A 16,300-nucleotide genomic window follows, 5' to 3' on the forward strand; every position below is an offset into this window, starting at 1 on the left:
TTATGCTTTATTTATCTTCTCTAGTTAAAATTTCATCAATCATTCCGTACTCCTTTGCCTTATCAGCCTTCATCCAGTAATCTCTATCGCTATCTTGGTAAACCTTCTCATAGGATTGCCCACTATGTTTAGCAATAATATTATATAACTCTTCTTTTAAAGTTAAAATTTCTTTAGCGGTAATTTCTATATCACTAGCTTGCCCTTGAACCCCTCCTAATGGTTGGTGAATCATCACACGTGAATGAGGTAATCCACTGCGTTTTCCCGCAGCTCCTGCACATAGTAAAACGGCACCCATAGATGCTGCCATACCGGTACAAATAGTTGCAATATCTGGTTTAATAAATTGCATGGTGTCATAAATTCCTAAGCCTGCATATACGCTACCACCTGGCGAATTGATATAGATCTGAATATCTTTGTTAGCGTCTGCACTTTCTAAAAAGAGCATCTGAGCTTGCACAATATTAGCGATTTGGTCATTAATCCCCGTGCCTAAGAAGATAATTCGGTCCATCATCAAACGCGAGAAAACATCCATAGCTACCGCATTCATTTGTCTTTCTTCAATAATATTGGGTGTCATGCCTGTAGGCGGAGTAACAGCACTCACTATTTTATCGTAGTAGTTACTATTAATACCTTGATCTTTTATTGCAAATTTTTTAAATTCTTTTCCAAAATCCATAGATTCTCTTTTTTTACTGAAATAAATCAGGTTATTATTACAAAAGGCGTTAACCTCGAAAGAGATTTAACGCCTTAAATATACTATTTATTCTTGTTTTAAATTAGTTGTAAACCTCTTTAACAAAATCTTCATAGCTTAGCTCCTTTTCTTCCAAGTTGGCTTTTTCTTTATAAGTATCGAGCAACTTTTTATTTAAAACTTGTTCTGATAATTTCTTAACCTCATCTTGATTAGCTAAAACACGAGCAGTTATATCTTCTAAGTCTTTATCTGAAGGATTCATTTGACCAAATTGAGCCATCTGCATCTTGATTCTGTCTTTGGTAAGGTCTTTAATTTCTTCTAATTCAACCTTCAAATCATTATCATTGATAATCTTAGCCTCTATCAATTGAAAACGAATTCCTTTTTCACTCTTTTCGTATTCTTCTTTTGCTTCCTCAGCAGATAATTCTTTCTCTCCACTGGTCATGATCCACTTCTGTAAAAATTCACCAGGCAACTCAAATTTAGTTTCCTCGATCAATTTTTCAGTCACATCATTAAGCAACTGCTGATCGCTTTGCTGCACGAATTGATTCTCAGCATCTTCTTTTATCTTTTCTTTCAATTCTGTTACCGATTTCACCTGATCTTTCCCAAATAGCTTATCAAACAACTCTTGGTCTAGTTCAGCTGGTTCCTGTTTGTTCACCTCGGTAATTTCAAAACTCAAATCTACATCTAAGTCTTCTGCCGTTTCAGCATCCACTCCTAAAAATTCTGTCAAATCTTCTGTATTTTCAAATAAGTTTTTCGATTTTAAACTCAATTGATCACCTACTTTTGCTCCAATAAATTTTGCAGTATTGCGCTTGCCTTTAACTTTTTCAACAGGTAGCGTAGTAGTATTTTCTATTTCGCCGTCTTCACTTTTAAAAGTTCCTGCGACAAGATCTCCTTCTTCAACTTCATTCTTCGAAACCAGTTTGCCATACTGTTTTTGTATGGTTTTCACATGGTTATCTATCATTTCTTCGTTTGCCACTATTTTATAGTGAGTTACCTTGTCTTTAGTATTAAGATTCACATCAAATTTTGGTGCTAAACCTAATTCAAATTCAAAAGCATAATCTTCTTTATCCCAATCAAAATTATCTTGAGCTTTTGGAAGCGGATTACCTAAAACCTCTAATTTCTCCTCGTTCAAATAATTATTTAATGATTCTTGAAGCAATTTATTTACCTCATCTACAAGAACAGCTTTACCGTATTGCTTTTTAACTAAGCCCATAGGCACGTGCCCTTTCCTAAACCCAGGAATATTAGCCGATTTTCTATAATCTTTTAATATCTTTTCTACTTTAGGCTGGTAATCATCTTTTTTGATTTCTACCTTTACCACTGCATTAAGCTCATCAATATTTTCTCTTGTGATATTCATGGTTGTTTTTTGTGAAAATTTGGTTGGCAAAATTACAATTTATTTGCCTGCCAACCAAGTTTTTATTTTTTTAAGTCAATTAAAAAAAGTCTCACTGAATTAACCTTGAGACTTTCTATGTTTCATTTAACAAAATCTATTTTTCAACTAAAGCATCGAGTATAGATTGCAAGATAGACAAACAAATACTAAATAGAAGCGCCCACCAAAATCCATCTACACTAAATCCATCTATAAGACCATCGGTCATTAATATTATAAATGCATTTATTACCAGTAAAAATAAACCTAGGGTTAATATTGTTACTGGTAAGGTAAGAATTACCAAAACAGGCCTTACGATTAAATTTAGAATACCTAATATTAAAGCCACAATAATGGCGGTCCAATAAGAATCTGTGCTCACACCCGGTAACAGATTAGCTAATAGTACTACTAAAATTCCTGTTACTAATAAGCGAAGTAAAAATTTCATAATATAAAGATTTGATTAAAATTAAAAAAGCGTCGCTATTGATGCGACGCTTTTATGAAAATTATAACGATATTTTTATTCTCCAATAGCAGGGCCCCCGTTATAGTCTCCCACATTAAGCATTGGGATGTCTGAGCCGTAGGTCTCTTTTAATGATAAAATAATTTGATTAGCGATAAAAGCATTTCCTCTAGGAGTGAGGTGCACACCATCTAATGAGAAAGCTCCTCCTGTTGCAAACGTACTGGTAATCAAACCACCATCAAAAGAAACTCCTCCATCGGCTACTTCGTTTAAAATAGCATTTACATCAACTAATGCCAAGCCTTTTGATGAGGCAATGCCAGCAATGGTAGCATTGAAAGCCGCTGTAGCATTTGCAATATCTTCTTGTTCTGTAGGAATTAACACATATTGATCTTGCAACGGATAAGTAACTCCATTAACTGCCAGTTGCGCTGCTGCTTCTCTTGGTACACCTAAGCCCATTAAAACACCTAAGTGCGATTCATTTAAGCTACCAATCACAGCACTACTGGTAAGCACCAGCAAGTCGTTTTCATTTGATTGCCTAACCTGACCAAATTGCTGGGCATATAAATTAGCCGTTGCTGCATCTAAACCTCCTGCTTGTAAAACTTGAGCAAGCTGAGCTGAAATATTTGGAATACTTTCATCCTGTATCAAGACTCCGCTTGGCCCATCGCTATTAAACTGTATAGCTCTTTCTGGAACACCCAAAAATGCAAACGCCTGATTCAATTGAGCGAATGTAGCATTTAAGACTGGTAACTGATCGCCTAGCAAAGCAGGTGTTAAGGGTGCAAAGGGAACCGTTGTAAAAAATGGAGTATCAGTCACGTTAGGAATATTTAATAATACTCCCGCGCTAGCCGAAGCCATTAAAGCCTCTACTTCCTGCGCATATACACTTGCAAAAACATTCGGGTCTGTTATATCATTGCTGCCATAAGTGGTAGGGTCTAAGTTACCCAATTGGTTTTCACCTACCCCTCCAGAAGTAGCGTAACTTAACACGTCATTATTACCGATCCATAAGCTAAAAAAAGTTGGATTTTGCGCTACAGCATCTTCTATAACACTAGCATTTTCTGATGATCTAAAACGAACAAAGTAGGGGTTTGCCTGCCCTGCAGAAACACCAGCAAGGTTTCCGTACCCGTTAGCTAGCAAATGAAATGATTTAGCACCAGGAACTCCCATATTATTAAAGGGACCTGTCTGAGTATTACTAATTTCGGTTGTGGGCTGCCCCTCGATTGGAGTCGGAGAAGGATTACCGTTGACCAACGATAGAGTTAATCGATTACTAGCAATGGCTTGACCGTTTAAGGTGAGACCTCCTAGATTATCATTGGTTAAAGGCTGATTGAACTCGCCGCCTCCTACAAATTCAAGTTGTTGGGCTAATAAGTTAGGAAATGAGTTTTTTTGACCTTGCCTGTAAAGAGCACCATCGGCATAACCCGCGGTAAGCGAATTACCCACAGCGACATATTTAGCAAAATTGGCTTCTCCGCTACTATAAAAATCGCCGTCTTCTACAGATTTATCAAACTCTGGCTCACAAGCCACCAAACCTAATGCGGCAATTGCTACAAATTTTATATAATTTTTCATTTTTTTATAGTTTAAATGTTACTCCTAATCCGGCTAGGATTGCATTACTTTTATATGTACCTCCAAAAGGAACTTCTTGACCATTCTCTTGGTAATGATCGTAACTTTCGTCTACCTCATCAAAACGTAAATAGGCTATAGATGCATCTATGGCTAATTTTTCTGTAATTTGATAAGACAGCCCTCCAGTAAATCCTGAAGAGTCATTTCTTGGTGTTTCAGGCGCGAAATAACCTGACTGAACAGGTGATTCATCATAGTAATATCCCGCACGTAAAGTTAGCTTATCAAGCGCCTCGTATTGTAAACCAAAACGGTATGTCGAAGCGTTTTTGTAATTTCTCGGGTTTCTAGAGGTAGGAATATCTTCTGGCGTAAAATTGATTGTAAGATCTTCATACACTCCCCAATATGCGCGATTATAGTCAAATGCAAACAACCACTTATCAGCAAACTCGTAAGATAAACCAATGGTCAATTCGGCTGGCATCGGTAAAGAGGCGTTAAACCCAACCGTTCCGTTTTCAACTGGAGCCAAAGGTGAATCTGGAACATTACTAAAAGTAGCCTCTCCATTCTCTGCATCTAGGATAATTTCAGAGCGATAATTAAAACCAATACGCAAATTATCGGTTGGATTAAACATCCAACTAGCTGACCAACCCCATTTTGAAACATCAGAAGCATCAACCTCTACATTCGAGCGATTACCCTGTTCATCGGTTAAATTTCTATTTAAATTTCTATTAAAGTTAACACCCCCCGTAACATAAATAGGCCCTCCTCCAATACTAAAATATTCTGATAATTTTAAGGAGATTAAAGGTTGTATATAAAATGCAGTAAGCTCTATATCATTAATTAAATGTGAACCTGCCCAATCTGTTGGCCATTCTACAGAACTACCGTATGGCGTAGTAACACTAACTCCCACACTTAAAAAATCTGTAACGGCATAAGAAGCATTAAAGTAAAATGGTGTTTTCCAGATTTTTTCTGTTTCTGAAAATTGACCCGTCATGGAATTTTGCCATTTTACATTTGCATTTACGGCAGTTACACCAGCCGAGATATTTAACTTATTTTCTAAATACACCAGTCCTGCTGGATTAAAAAATGCCAACTCTGCACTATTCACTACAGCAACACCTGTGTGCCCCATAGCTAATGCGCGTTGACCTTGCGTACTAATACGGTACCCGCCCGCAAAAGTTAAACTTACCGCGAACAAAAATACGGTAAGTGAAAGTAGTTTTCTCTTCATAATTAAAAATGAATTAGTTTTTCATTAACCCAAATTTAACACAAAATAAGAGAATTACAACTTTTTTATGATTTATTATGCGAGCATAGCAAAAAATGCAAATCAGCGATTTAAATACCTTAACACAGCTTGGTAAAACACTTCTGGCTTTTCTGCATGAATCCAATGCCCAGCATCCTTAATGGTAACCAATTGACTAGAAGGGAAATACTTTCTAATCAAATCTCTATCATTTGACCTGACGTAGTTTGAATTGCCCCCGTTAATAAATAATGCGCTACCTTCAAATAATTCTCCTTCTTCAAGTGCCGCACCTACATTTTCAATTTTACTTTTAAGCACAGGCAAGTTTACACGTAATTTTAGGACATTATCTTTACGGAATAAATTTTTGAGTAGAAATTGACGTACCCCCCAATCATCTATAAATTCTGCTAGCTTCTTATCTGCATCTTGCCTAGAAGTTAGTTTAGCATCAGCCAGCATAGTTAATCCTTCTAAAATGGTTTGGTGATGCGGTTCATAATAGCGTGGTGCAATATCAACCACAACCAAATCTTTTATCAGCTCTGGATAAGAGACGGCAGTTTTCATGGCGGTTTTACCGCCCATTGAGTGCCCCATCAAAACAACCTTATTTAAATTATGCTCGCGGCAATAGTTTTTAATATCTTTCGCCAAAATGGCATAAGAAAACTCTTCTGAGTGAGGACTACGTCCGTGGTTTCTTTGGTCTATAAGATGCACTTGATAACCTTCTTCTGCAAATTGCTTACCTAAGGTTTTCCAATTGTCTCCCATACCCAAAAAACCATGCAAAATTAGCAATGGCTCACCCTGACCTATAATATTTGCGTGTAACTTCATTTAAGTTTATGTAAATAAGATTTGACTACGTTTTCTAATCCGCTGTAAAGCGCCTCAGCAATTAAAGCATGGCCTATTGAAACTTCATCAAGATACGGCATATGCTGCTTAAAAAAAGCTATGTTTTCTAATGATAAATCATGACCCGCATTAATACCCAGACCTAATTTCTTACCTATTGCAGCACAATCGGCGTAAGCAGCAATAGCAGCTCTAGGGTTTTTAGCGTAATTTATTGCATAAGCTTCTGTATACAATTCGATTCTATCGGTTCCCGTTTTAACAGCCGATTCTACCATAGCTGAATTAGGATCTACAAAAATAGATGTCCTTATTCCCGCATTTTTAAATACGCTTATAACTTCGCTTAGGAATGCTTGGTGTTTTTGGGTGTTCCAACCGGCATTTGAAGTGAGCACATCTACAGCGTCGGGAACTAAAGTTACTTGAGTAGGTTTATTTTCTAGTACCAAATCGATAAATTTTTGATTGGGATTACCCTCGATATTGAATTCGGTTTGCACTACTTCACTTAAGTCCCTTACATCTTGATAGGTTATATGCCTTTCATCTGGTCTGGGGTGAACCGTAATTCCCTGCGCACCAAACCCCTCTATACGCTTGGCAGCTTCTACTACATTAGGTACATTTCCGCCTCGAGCGTTTCTTAAAGTAGCAATCTTGTTTATGTTTACGCTTAGTTTGGTCATATTTCTTAACTTTAAATGACAAAAATACAAAGTTGCACCGCATCTATGTGTTATAAATTAATTAATTTGCACCAAACATTAAGCTATGAAGCTATCGCAATACATTATCAACGACATAGATTTACAACCCATATCGCAAACTGTTGGAGCGTTTAAGGCAATTTTTAAAGAATTCACCTACACGCACTTACCTGTTGCTGAAAATGATGTTTATATTGGATTGATTGCTGAAAATGACCTACGTTGTTTTGATGAGACAAAAACATTGACAGAATATAGATATGCCATAGAGAATGTTCATGCCGATGTAAATGAAAACTGGCTAGAAGTTTTAGCTCATTTTGGTAAGCTTGAAACCAACTTGCTACCCCTTATCAATCCAGAAGATCAAAAATACTTGGGCTATATAGAACTCATTGACTTGCTTGGCATTTTTAGTTCTACCCCTTTCTTACAGCAAGAAGGTGCGTTGGTAGTAATTGAAAAATCGGCGCGAGATTACACCTTAAGCGAAGTAACCCAAATTGCAGAACAAGCCAACCAGACAGTTTTGGGCCTTTTTATAAGTGAAACCGATTTAAATAAAGTACAAATCACCTTAAAAATAGGAAGCCAAAGCATTACCGAAGTTCTAGCTGCCTTTAGACGATATGATTATCAAATTGTTAGCCTACACCAAGAAGATCGGCACACACAAACTATAAAAGAAAGATCAAATTACCTTAAAAAATATTTAGATATATGAAAGTAGCTCTTTACGGACAATTTTACCATAAAAACTCAGGAAAATACATACGGGAATTGCTCGATGAGCTAAGCAACCTAGATATTGAAGTTCGAATAGAGGAGGAATTTCTTAAAATTATAAACCAAAATAAAAGCGTTGCCAAACAATACACCCAATTTAAAACTTTTAAACAGCTTGACGACAGTTATGATTTATTTTTTAGTATTGGGGGAGATGGCACAATTTTACGCAGTGTGCATTTTGTAAAAGCATTAGATATACCCATTGTAGGTATAAACACTGGACGATTAGGCTTTTTGGCAACCATTCAAAAAGAAGAAATTAAAGCTATGATTTTAGCCCTAAAGCAAAAAGAATACACGATTTCTAAAAGAGATTTGTTAAGTGTTGCAACATATCCAGACAATCAAAGTCTTTCTAGTATGAATTTTGCTTTAAATGAAGTGGCCATAAGCCGAAAAAACAGTACCTCTATGATTACCGTAGAAAGTTGGATGGACGATAAATACCTGAATGCCTATTGGGCAGATGGTCTTATTATCTCAACTCCAACAGGATCGACGGGCTACTCACTTAGTTGCGGAGGCCCTATTATTACACCAGAAACCAAGGCTATTTCTATTACCCCCATAGCACCGCACAATCTGAATGTGAGGCCATTAATAATACCAGACGATAAAGAACTAAAATTAAAAGTATCTAGCCGTGAAAATCAATTTTTAATTTCACTAGACTCGAGACTTACCACTTTAAACAACGATACCGAAATACATCTCAAGAAAGCAGATTTTCAAATAGGTATTGTATTACTCAATGAAAATAGTTTTATTAAGACCTTGCGTCAGAAACTATTATGGGGAGAAGATAAAAGGAATTTAAAACAATAAACTAGCGTATAATTTGTTAATCATAGAGGCACAAAATAGTTTAAAATTAACGTAGAGCAAACTTAATTTATATATTTGCAATCTTTTGAGATTCTATGAGATATTTAATCTTTTCATTTATAATATTATTCACCAGCCTAAGTTTGGCCCAAACCTTTGAAATTGGCCCTATGCTCGGTGCAACCAATTACATTGGTGATGTGGGTAACACCCAATATATCGCTCCAAAAACACTAGCGGCTGGCGGAATTTTTAAGTGGAATCGAAGCACCAGACATTCCTTTAGGTTTAGCCTTTTTCATTCAAAAATAAAAGCCAACGACGCAGACGCCCAAGAAACAAGAAGAAAGCTAAGGGATTACTCGTTTAAAAATAAAATTACAGAAGCTTCCCTAGGTATTGAATACACCTTTTGGGAGTGGGATTTGCACAATTTAGAAGCACAATGGACGCCTTATATCTACACTGGTCTTACAGGAATATTTACACAAGATATGTTTGTAGATAGACGTAATAAAATTATACCAGAAGACAATAAATTTACTTCTGCTATTCCTATGGTTTTAGGGGTAAAAGGAACGCTATCTACAAAATGGATTTTAGCTTTTGAGATTGGAGCGCGTTATACTTTTACCGATAATTTGGACGGAAGCAATCCAGAAGAAATAGATGCCGAAGATGTTTACCCCAGCTTTGGTAGTGCCAACTCGAACGATTGGTATGTTTTTACCGGGATAACACTTACTTATAGTTTTGGACGCAAACCATGTTATTGTAAATTTTAATGGAGCCTTTTCACGACATAGACAAAGAAAGATTACCCAAGCATATCGCGATCATTATGGATGGTAATGGAAGATGGGCAAAAAACAAAGGATTATTGCGGGTTGCTGGGCATAAAAGCGGCACAAAATCGGTGCGCGAGACCGTTGAAACCTGTGCGAAATTAGGTATAGAAAACCTTACCCTATTCGCTTTTTCTACAGAAAACTGGAATAGACCACAAATTGAAGTGAAAACTTTAATGAAATTACTGGTTTCCTCTTTACGCAAAGAAATCAAAACGCTTCAAGATAACAACATTAGACTTAAAGCTATCGGATGTTTAGACAGTTTACCGCAAAAAGCAAAAGAAGAATTAAATGAAGTGATGCAACAAACCGCAAAAAACACTATGATGACGCTAACATTAGCGCTTAGTTATGGGTCGCGGGAAGAGTTGCTTAATGTAACCAAAAAAATTGCCCGCTTGGCTCAAGAAAATAAAATAGATCCAGACAAGATCACTGAGCAAGATATAAACAATCAATTATATACCAACTTTATACCCGATGTTGATTTATTGATTAGAACTAGCGGTGAGCAACGCATAAGTAATTTTTTATTATGGCAAATAGCTTATGCAGAATTATATTTCACACAAGTCTTATGGCCAGATTTTAGAAAAGAACACTTAGCCGAGGCCATATTAAATTACCAAAATAGAGAAAGAAGATTTGGAAAAACAAGTGAACAAATCAATTAAGATTTTAATGATTAAGAAATTATACCTTTTATGTTTTTGCCTTTTTGCAGTTTGGCAATCGCAAGCCCAAGACATGGCTTTGGCTAATGGTAAAGAATATACCATTGGCAAAATAAGTGTTGTAGGAAGCACCAATTATAACCAACAAACCGTTATCGCCTTTATGGGGATTAAATCTGGAGATAAACTTTATATCCCAGGAGATAAAATAAGCGGAATAATAAAAAAACTTTGGGATTTAGGATTGTTTAGCGACATCAACCTATATGTAACCAACATTGACAATAATGTTGCCGATCTGCAGCTAGAAATAAAAGAAGTTCCCGAACTGAATGAAGTAAAAATTAGCGGCCTTGACAAAAAGAAAAAACGAGAAGAAATCATTAAAGAAAATGATTTAAAACCAGGCACAAAAGTTACCGAAAACTTAATTGCCACCACTAAATCAAGCATAGAAAACAAATATGCCGAAGATGGTTTTCTGTTTGCTAAAGTTAATATTCAAACCCGCACCATTAAAGATAGTTTAGACAACGACAAGGAAAAGGTTGACCTAGTACTGCGAATCAATAAAGGTGAAAAAGTAAAAATAAAAGAAATTGAAATTAAGGGTAATGAGATCTTTAGCGATGCCAAGATTAGGCGCCAAATGAAAACCAAGCAAAAGAATTTTTTACGCTTTTGGAAAAGGTCTAAATACATTGCAGAAGAATATAAAGAAAGTAAAGAAAACATTATTAACAAGTATAAAAGTAGTGGTTTCAGAGATGCGCGAATTATAAAAGATAGCCTAAGTATTTTAAATGAAGAAGAAGTAGCCTTAACACTTGAATTAGAAGAAGGTAACAAATATTATTTTGGAGAGATTAGCTTTTTAGGAAATTCAGTTTACACCGATAAGCAATTAAAAGCAGTTTTGGGTATCGCCAAAGGTGATGTTTATAACGGAGTACTTTTAGAGAAAAAAATTGCGGACAAAGAAAGACCAGATGCTGCAGATTTAACCAACTTATACCAAAATAACGGTTATTTATTTGCTAGAATTAATCCTGTAGAAACTCGAGTTTACAATGATACTATCGACTTTGAAATCCGAGTGATGGAAGGAAAAATGGCTTATTTTGATGAAATTAGGGTTACTGGAAACGACAAAACCAATGACCACGTAATATACAGAAACATAAGAACCAGACCGGGACAGGTTTATAGTAAGCAAGATGTCGTGCGAACCGTAAGAGAATTAGGAGCCACTGGCTTTTTTGATGCCGAACAACTTTCACCCGACTTTGATGTAAATCCGAGTGATGGTACCGTAGACTTAAACTTTAAAGTGGTTGAAAGTGGCGCAAGCCAAATTGAACTACAAGGAGGATATGGCGGCGGTGGTTTTGTAGGAACTTTGGGCCTTTCATTTAACAATTTTTCTTTAAAAGGAATATTCGACAAAGACGCATACAAACCTCTACCAATGGGAGACGGCCAAACGCTTTCATTAAGAGCTCAAGCTTCTTCATTCTACCAAACTTACAGCTTGTCTTTCTCAGAGCCTTGGTTAGGAGGTAAAAAGCCCATTCGTTTAACTACAAGTTTCTCACACACGAAACAGTTTTACCGTGACTTTTTTGCTCGTGAAACCGATACAGATCGCAGCTTTTTAATCACCGGTGGATCTATCGGCTTAGCTAAAAACCTTAAAGTTCCAGATGACTTTTTTGTAGCCTCTGTAGCCCTAAGTTTTCAGCATTATAACTTGCAAAATTATAACATTGGTTTATTTACGTTCCCCAATGGTACAGCAGACAACCTTGCCATAACTTTTGGTCTAAGCCGAGATAACACCCACACCAACCCTATTTTCCCAACAGGAGGATCTAAATTTGGTATAACCGCAAAGGTAACACCCCCTTATTCGGCTTGGAATGGTGTAGACTACGCTAACCTGGCCAATGACCCTGCTTTTCAATTACCCAACGGTCAACCAGATGTAGCCAAAATAGACCAAGAAAGGTTTAGATGGTTAGAATATTATAAAATAAAATTTAATGGTGACTGGTACAATAAACTTATAGGTAAATTAGTGCTTAGAACTGCAACAGAATTTGGTTTCCTAGGAGCCTACAACAACGATAGAGGTATACCGCCTTTTGAGCGTTTTTACTTAGGAGGAGACGGTCTTGGTGGCTATAGCCTAGATGGTAGAGAAAACATCGCTTTACGCGGATATGGTAACCAAACAGTTGTACCCAGAGATAGAGATGAAAGTCTTACTCGCGAAGATGGTGCTACCATTTACAACAAGTTTTCATTAGAGCTTAGGTACCCAATTACACTTAAACCACAAGCATCTATTTATGCGTTAACCTTCTTAGAAGGAGGTTCGAGTTATGACGGATTTAAGGATTACAACCCTTTTCAATTAAACCGATCTGCCGGTGCAGGAATTCGAATCTTTATGCCTGCTTTTGGATTGTTAGGAATAGACTTTGGTTACGGTTTTGATCCCATCCCAGGAACCAACGGTGCCGCTAACGGTTGGGAAACCCACTTTATAATTGGACAGCAATTTTAATTTTGGCACGATATTTTCTAAATTTGAAATAACATGAGAAAAAACATAGTACTTTTTATATTTCTTCTTCAAGCAGGCTTTCTATTCGCTCAAAGCGGATTGAAAATTGCCTATATTGATATGGATTATATTCTAGAGAATGTTCCAGAATACCAAGAGGCAAACAACCAATTGGATGCAAAAGTTCAAAAATGGAGAGCCGAGGTCGAGCAAAAACTTAACCAAGTTGAACAAATGAAACAGGCTTTAAAACAGGAAAGCCCTTTACTAACCAAAGAATTGATTGAAGAGCGCGAAGACGAAATCGATTATGAGGTACAACAAGTGGTTGCATACCAACAAAAAAGATTTGGCCCTCAAGGGGATTTTATAACTCAGAAAAGACAACTTATTCAACCCGTGCAAGATCAAGTCTTTAATGCTGTACAGGAGTATGCGATTAAAAGAGATTTTGATTATATTTTTGAACGGTCTTCAGATGCATTAATGCTATTTTCGGCTAACCGTCACGACATCAGCGATCAAATTCTTAAAATGATTGACAGACAGAGTCGTACAGAACGAAGAGAAAATAAAGGTGCAGATATAGCAGAAGACACGTATAAATCTGTTGAAAAAGCAAAAGAAGATAAGGCAGAGGAAGCTCAACGCGAAAGAGATCGTTTAACGCGAGAGAAAGAAAGAGAAAACCTGATTAAAGATCGTGAGAGAGCTAGAGATTCTGCACGAGCGGCTAGGCAAGCTGCATTCGAAGCAAGAAGACAAAAACTATTAGAAGATAGACAGCGAAGAAGAGATAGTTTAGAGCGAGTAAGAAACAGCAAAGATTAAATCCGCCGAAAGGCAAAAATTAAATAACCCAAAATCAAATTAATTAAGAAAAGATGAAACAATTTAAAACCGTATTTTTAGCTTTAACGCTTATGTTTGGTGCTATGAATTTTGCTCAAGCACAAACTTCTAAAATTGCTCATATAGGCACACAAGAGCTAATTGAGTCTATGCCAGGATATAAATCGGCTATGTCACAATTAGAGAAATTAGAGCAAACTTATCGTTCTGAAATAGACGACTTACTAAAAGAAGCGCAGAGCAAAAATCAGCGCTATCAAAATGAAGCTCCTACCAAAACAGATGAGGAGAATGCAGCACGCGCAAGAGAGTTACAGGCTACACAAGAAAAAATAGTTCAATTTCAACAAACCGCACAAAGAGAATTGCAGAAGAAAGAAACTGAATTACTTAGACCAGTGTATGAAAAAGCTAGAAATGCTATTCAAAAAGTGGCCCGTGCAAAAGGATTTGACTATGTACTTGATTCTACTACCGGAGCTGGCGGAGTATTGCTAGCAGACGGGTACAACTTACTTAATGATGTAAAAAAAGAATTAGGGATGTAAGAGCCTTCTTTATTAAATAATATATTACAAAGCGTTTCTTAAATAGAAACGCTTTTTTATTTTTACTACTTAACCAAGAAGCTAACGCAATGCAAAAAAAACTGGCACCCATAGGTATGTTTGATTCGGGAATAGGCGGAACATCTATTTTTAAAGAGATTCATAAGCTTTTACCGTTGGAACAAGTAATTTACCTCGCAGACAGTAAAAACGCTCCCTATGGTGCTAAAAGTCAGCAAGAGATTATAGATTTATCTATTAAAAATACCGAGTTGTTACTGGAGATGGGCGCAAAGATAATTGTTGTAGCCTGCAATACCGCTACCACCAATGCTATAAAAGTGTTGCGTGAAAAATACAGCACACCCATTGTAGGCATAGAACCTGCAATAAAACCAGCGGCTTTAAATAGTAAAAATAAAACGATTGGCATTTTAGCTACTAAAGGTACCTTGGCAAGCGAATTATTTATAAAAACATCAGATTTGTATACACGCGGTACTAAAGTAATAGAAGTGGTAGGTGAAGGACTGGTTCCTTTAATTGAAACAGGCAATTTACAACAGCCCGCCTTAAAGCAATTGGTTAAAAAACTTGTTACACCTATGCTTAAAGAAAATATAGATTACTTAGTTTTAGGCTGCAGCCACTACCCTTATCTTATGCCAATTCTTAACGAAATTGTTCCACAACACGTACAAATTATTGATTCAGGAAGAGCCGCGGCGCAACAAACAAAAAATGTATTAGAAAAGCTAAATCTTCTCAGAAAAGACTCCGGTGAAAAGTGTATATTTTATAGCAATAAAAATCCCCGGATTATAGAAAAAATTCTTCAATCCGAGGAGCGGTTTTTAGTTGGTTATAAAGATTTTTAGTAATTAATCGCAGGACAGTTACAGTGATATTTCTCTTTGCCACCTCCAAAATTATATCCTAAGGTGATTTGATGAAATCCAGCATTACTTAACACAATAGAATTAGCTTGATAAGTATAAGTATAAGCAAACATAAATTGCTTGTAATTAATACCTAAAAAGGGAGAAAAATATTGTAATTTCTGATTTTCAACCGTCGCAGCACCGTCTTCTGTATATTCAGCACCGTCTAAACTACGTCTATAAGACAAACCTCCCCATAATTGACCAAAGTCAAATTGTCTGTATACTTTAAAGTTTCCGTCTACGGCCGCTTCTGCAGTTTCTTCTTTCATTTGAAACATTACAGAAGGTTCAAAAGACCAGTCACTAGCAAAGGGTGCTATAGTGTAACCCAAAGTAAATAAGTATTGACGCTGATTATCAGTTTCAAAATCTTCGGCAAAAATATCACGCTTCTGCGGAATTAAATTTTTAACAGTTAAATGCGTAAAGAACTCAAGATAATAGTAAGAAATACCAAAATCAATATTAAAGTAAGAATCTTGCTGCTCGATACCTGCTATATTAGGATCTGAAGGGTTGGTACCTCCAATCAAATCACTTTCATCAAGTTTTTCTTGTAAAACCCCAACACTTAAACCAAATGACAATTGATTTAAATCTACCCGATCTCTAGAAAGCAATAAATGATAAGCAAAAGTAGCATAGGCACCTTGTTGTGAAAATCTACCATTACTATCATTATACAATATACCACCTAAGCCAATGTTACTATCACTTAGTCTACCATTTAAGCTCAAGGTTTCTAAAGTAGGCGCATCATCTACATCAAACCACTGCCTTCTAGCAGTAAGTCTAGCTTTACTAAGCAACCCTGCCCCTGCCATAGAAGGGTGAATTAAATACATATTATCTGTTAAGTAATCACTGTAAACGGGAATTCCTCGTTCTTGACTAAAGCCTAATAATGAAAAGGCAAAAAATACAAAAACTAAATAGGTTTTATTAAACTTCATATTCATTTAGGGTGTTGTTGCTCCAAATTAAAACAAAATGCAAGTAAGTAAAAAATTTATTTTGGCTTTTTTTTAAAATAAAATTAACACTACTCTTAATTCAACGTGAATTTTAAGGTTTTTATTGTTTTTAGGTGAAAATTATAATTGGGTAAATATATTGAATTCATAGTATTTCTTTTAGTATTTTTGTATGAAAT

General features: G+C 36.2%; 16 protein-coding genes. 8 read left to right on the forward strand and 8 right to left on the reverse strand.

Features of this window, described 5'->3' with window-relative positions:
• Positions 1–7: 7 nt before the first annotated feature.
• The 7 genes from clpP to FT993_RS05590 all read right to left on the reverse strand — a co-directional run bounded on the left by clpP (position 8) and on the right by FT993_RS05590 (position 7,074).
• The gene (clpP, locus tag FT993_RS05560) at positions 8–691 is read right to left on the reverse strand and encodes an ATP-dependent Clp endopeptidase proteolytic subunit ClpP (RefSeq protein ID WP_147861553.1); all 684 of its coding nucleotides are present in this window, start codon (positions 689–691) and stop codon (positions 8–10) included.
• A 103-nt stretch (positions 692–794) separates the two neighbouring features.
• Complete coding sequence (gene tig, locus FT993_RS05565) at positions 795–2,117, reverse strand: trigger factor (RefSeq protein WP_147861554.1); 1,323 nt, start codon at positions 2,115–2,117, stop codon at positions 795–797.
• A gap of 136 nt (positions 2,118–2,253) precedes the next feature.
• On the reverse strand, positions 2,254–2,592 hold the full coding sequence (locus tag FT993_RS05570) for a phage holin family protein (protein WP_147861555.1): 339 nt from the start codon (positions 2,590–2,592) through the stop codon (positions 2,254–2,256).
• A gap of 75 nt (positions 2,593–2,667) precedes the next feature.
• Positions 2,668–4,233, reverse strand: a complete 1,566-nt coding sequence (locus FT993_RS05575; RefSeq protein WP_147861556.1) for an SGNH/GDSL hydrolase family protein — start codon at positions 4,231–4,233, stop codon at positions 2,668–2,670.
• 4 nt (positions 4,234–4,237) lie between these two features.
• Positions 4,238–5,497: an OmpP1/FadL family transporter gene (locus FT993_RS05580; RefSeq protein ID WP_147861557.1), complete on the reverse strand. Its 1,260-nt coding sequence runs from the start codon at positions 5,495–5,497 to the stop codon at positions 4,238–4,240.
• Positions 5,498–5,599: 102 nt separating this feature from the next.
• Entirely contained in the window at positions 5,600–6,364 is a 765-nt protein-coding gene (locus tag FT993_RS05585) for an alpha/beta fold hydrolase (protein ID WP_147861558.1), read from the reverse strand.
• Positions 6,361–7,074 carry a pyridoxine 5'-phosphate synthase gene (locus FT993_RS05590; protein WP_147861559.1) on the reverse strand — a complete coding sequence of 238 codons (714 nt, stop codon included), beginning with the start codon at positions 7,072–7,074 and terminating at the stop codon, positions 6,361–6,363. Before FT993_RS05590 ends, FT993_RS05585 begins: the two co-directional genes overlap by 4 nt.
• A gap of 85 nt (positions 7,075–7,159) precedes the next feature.
• On the opposite strand from FT993_RS05590, the gene FT993_RS05595 reads away from it, so the two are divergent.
• The 8 genes from FT993_RS05595 (at position 7,160) to murI (ending at position 15,081) form a co-directional block, all read left to right on the forward strand.
• Positions 7,160–7,819, forward strand: coding sequence for a CBS domain-containing protein (locus FT993_RS05595; protein ID WP_147861560.1), 660 nt, complete (start codon positions 7,160–7,162; stop codon positions 7,817–7,819).
• Entirely contained in the window at positions 7,816–8,709 is an 894-nt protein-coding gene (locus FT993_RS05600; RefSeq protein ID WP_147861561.1) for an NAD kinase, read from the forward strand. Before FT993_RS05595 ends, FT993_RS05600 begins: the two co-directional genes overlap by 4 nt.
• Before the next feature lie 95 nt (positions 8,710–8,804).
• Positions 8,805–9,494, forward strand: a complete 690-nt coding sequence (locus FT993_RS05605; RefSeq protein ID WP_147861562.1) for a DUF6089 family protein — start codon at positions 8,805–8,807, stop codon at positions 9,492–9,494.
• Positions 9,494–10,234 carry an isoprenyl transferase gene (locus tag FT993_RS05610; protein WP_147861563.1) on the forward strand — a complete coding sequence of 247 codons (741 nt, stop codon included), beginning with the start codon at positions 9,494–9,496 and terminating at the stop codon, positions 10,232–10,234. Before FT993_RS05605 ends, FT993_RS05610 begins: the two co-directional genes overlap by 1 nt.
• 7 nt (positions 10,235–10,241) lie before the next feature.
• Positions 10,242–12,803, forward strand: a complete 2,562-nt coding sequence (locus tag FT993_RS05615) for an outer membrane protein assembly factor (RefSeq protein ID WP_147861564.1) — start codon at positions 10,242–10,244, stop codon at positions 12,801–12,803.
• 33 nt (positions 12,804–12,836) lie between these two features.
• A complete protein-coding gene (locus tag FT993_RS05620; protein ID WP_147861565.1) occupies positions 12,837–13,634 on the forward strand; it encodes an OmpH family outer membrane protein in 798 nt (265 codons plus the stop codon).
• A gap of 53 nt (positions 13,635–13,687) precedes the next feature.
• Positions 13,688–14,203 carry an OmpH family outer membrane protein gene (locus FT993_RS05625; protein ID WP_147861566.1) on the forward strand — a complete coding sequence of 172 codons (516 nt, stop codon included), beginning with the start codon at positions 13,688–13,690 and terminating at the stop codon, positions 14,201–14,203.
• 89 nt (positions 14,204–14,292) lie between these two features.
• Entirely contained in the window at positions 14,293–15,081 is a 789-nt protein-coding gene (gene murI / locus FT993_RS05630; RefSeq protein ID WP_147861567.1) for a glutamate racemase, read from the forward strand.
• Here the strand turns inward: murI and FT993_RS05635 are convergent.
• Positions 15,078–16,100, reverse strand: a complete 1,023-nt coding sequence (locus tag FT993_RS05635; protein ID WP_147861568.1) for a type IX secretion system membrane protein PorP/SprF — start codon at positions 16,098–16,100, stop codon at positions 15,078–15,080. The genes murI and FT993_RS05635 overlap by 4 nt on opposite strands.
• Positions 16,101–16,300: the final 200 nt, after the last annotated feature.

The organism is Mesonia sp. HuA40 (assembly GCF_008017835.1).
GTDB lineage: Bacteria > Bacteroidota > Bacteroidia > Flavobacteriales > Flavobacteriaceae > Mesonia.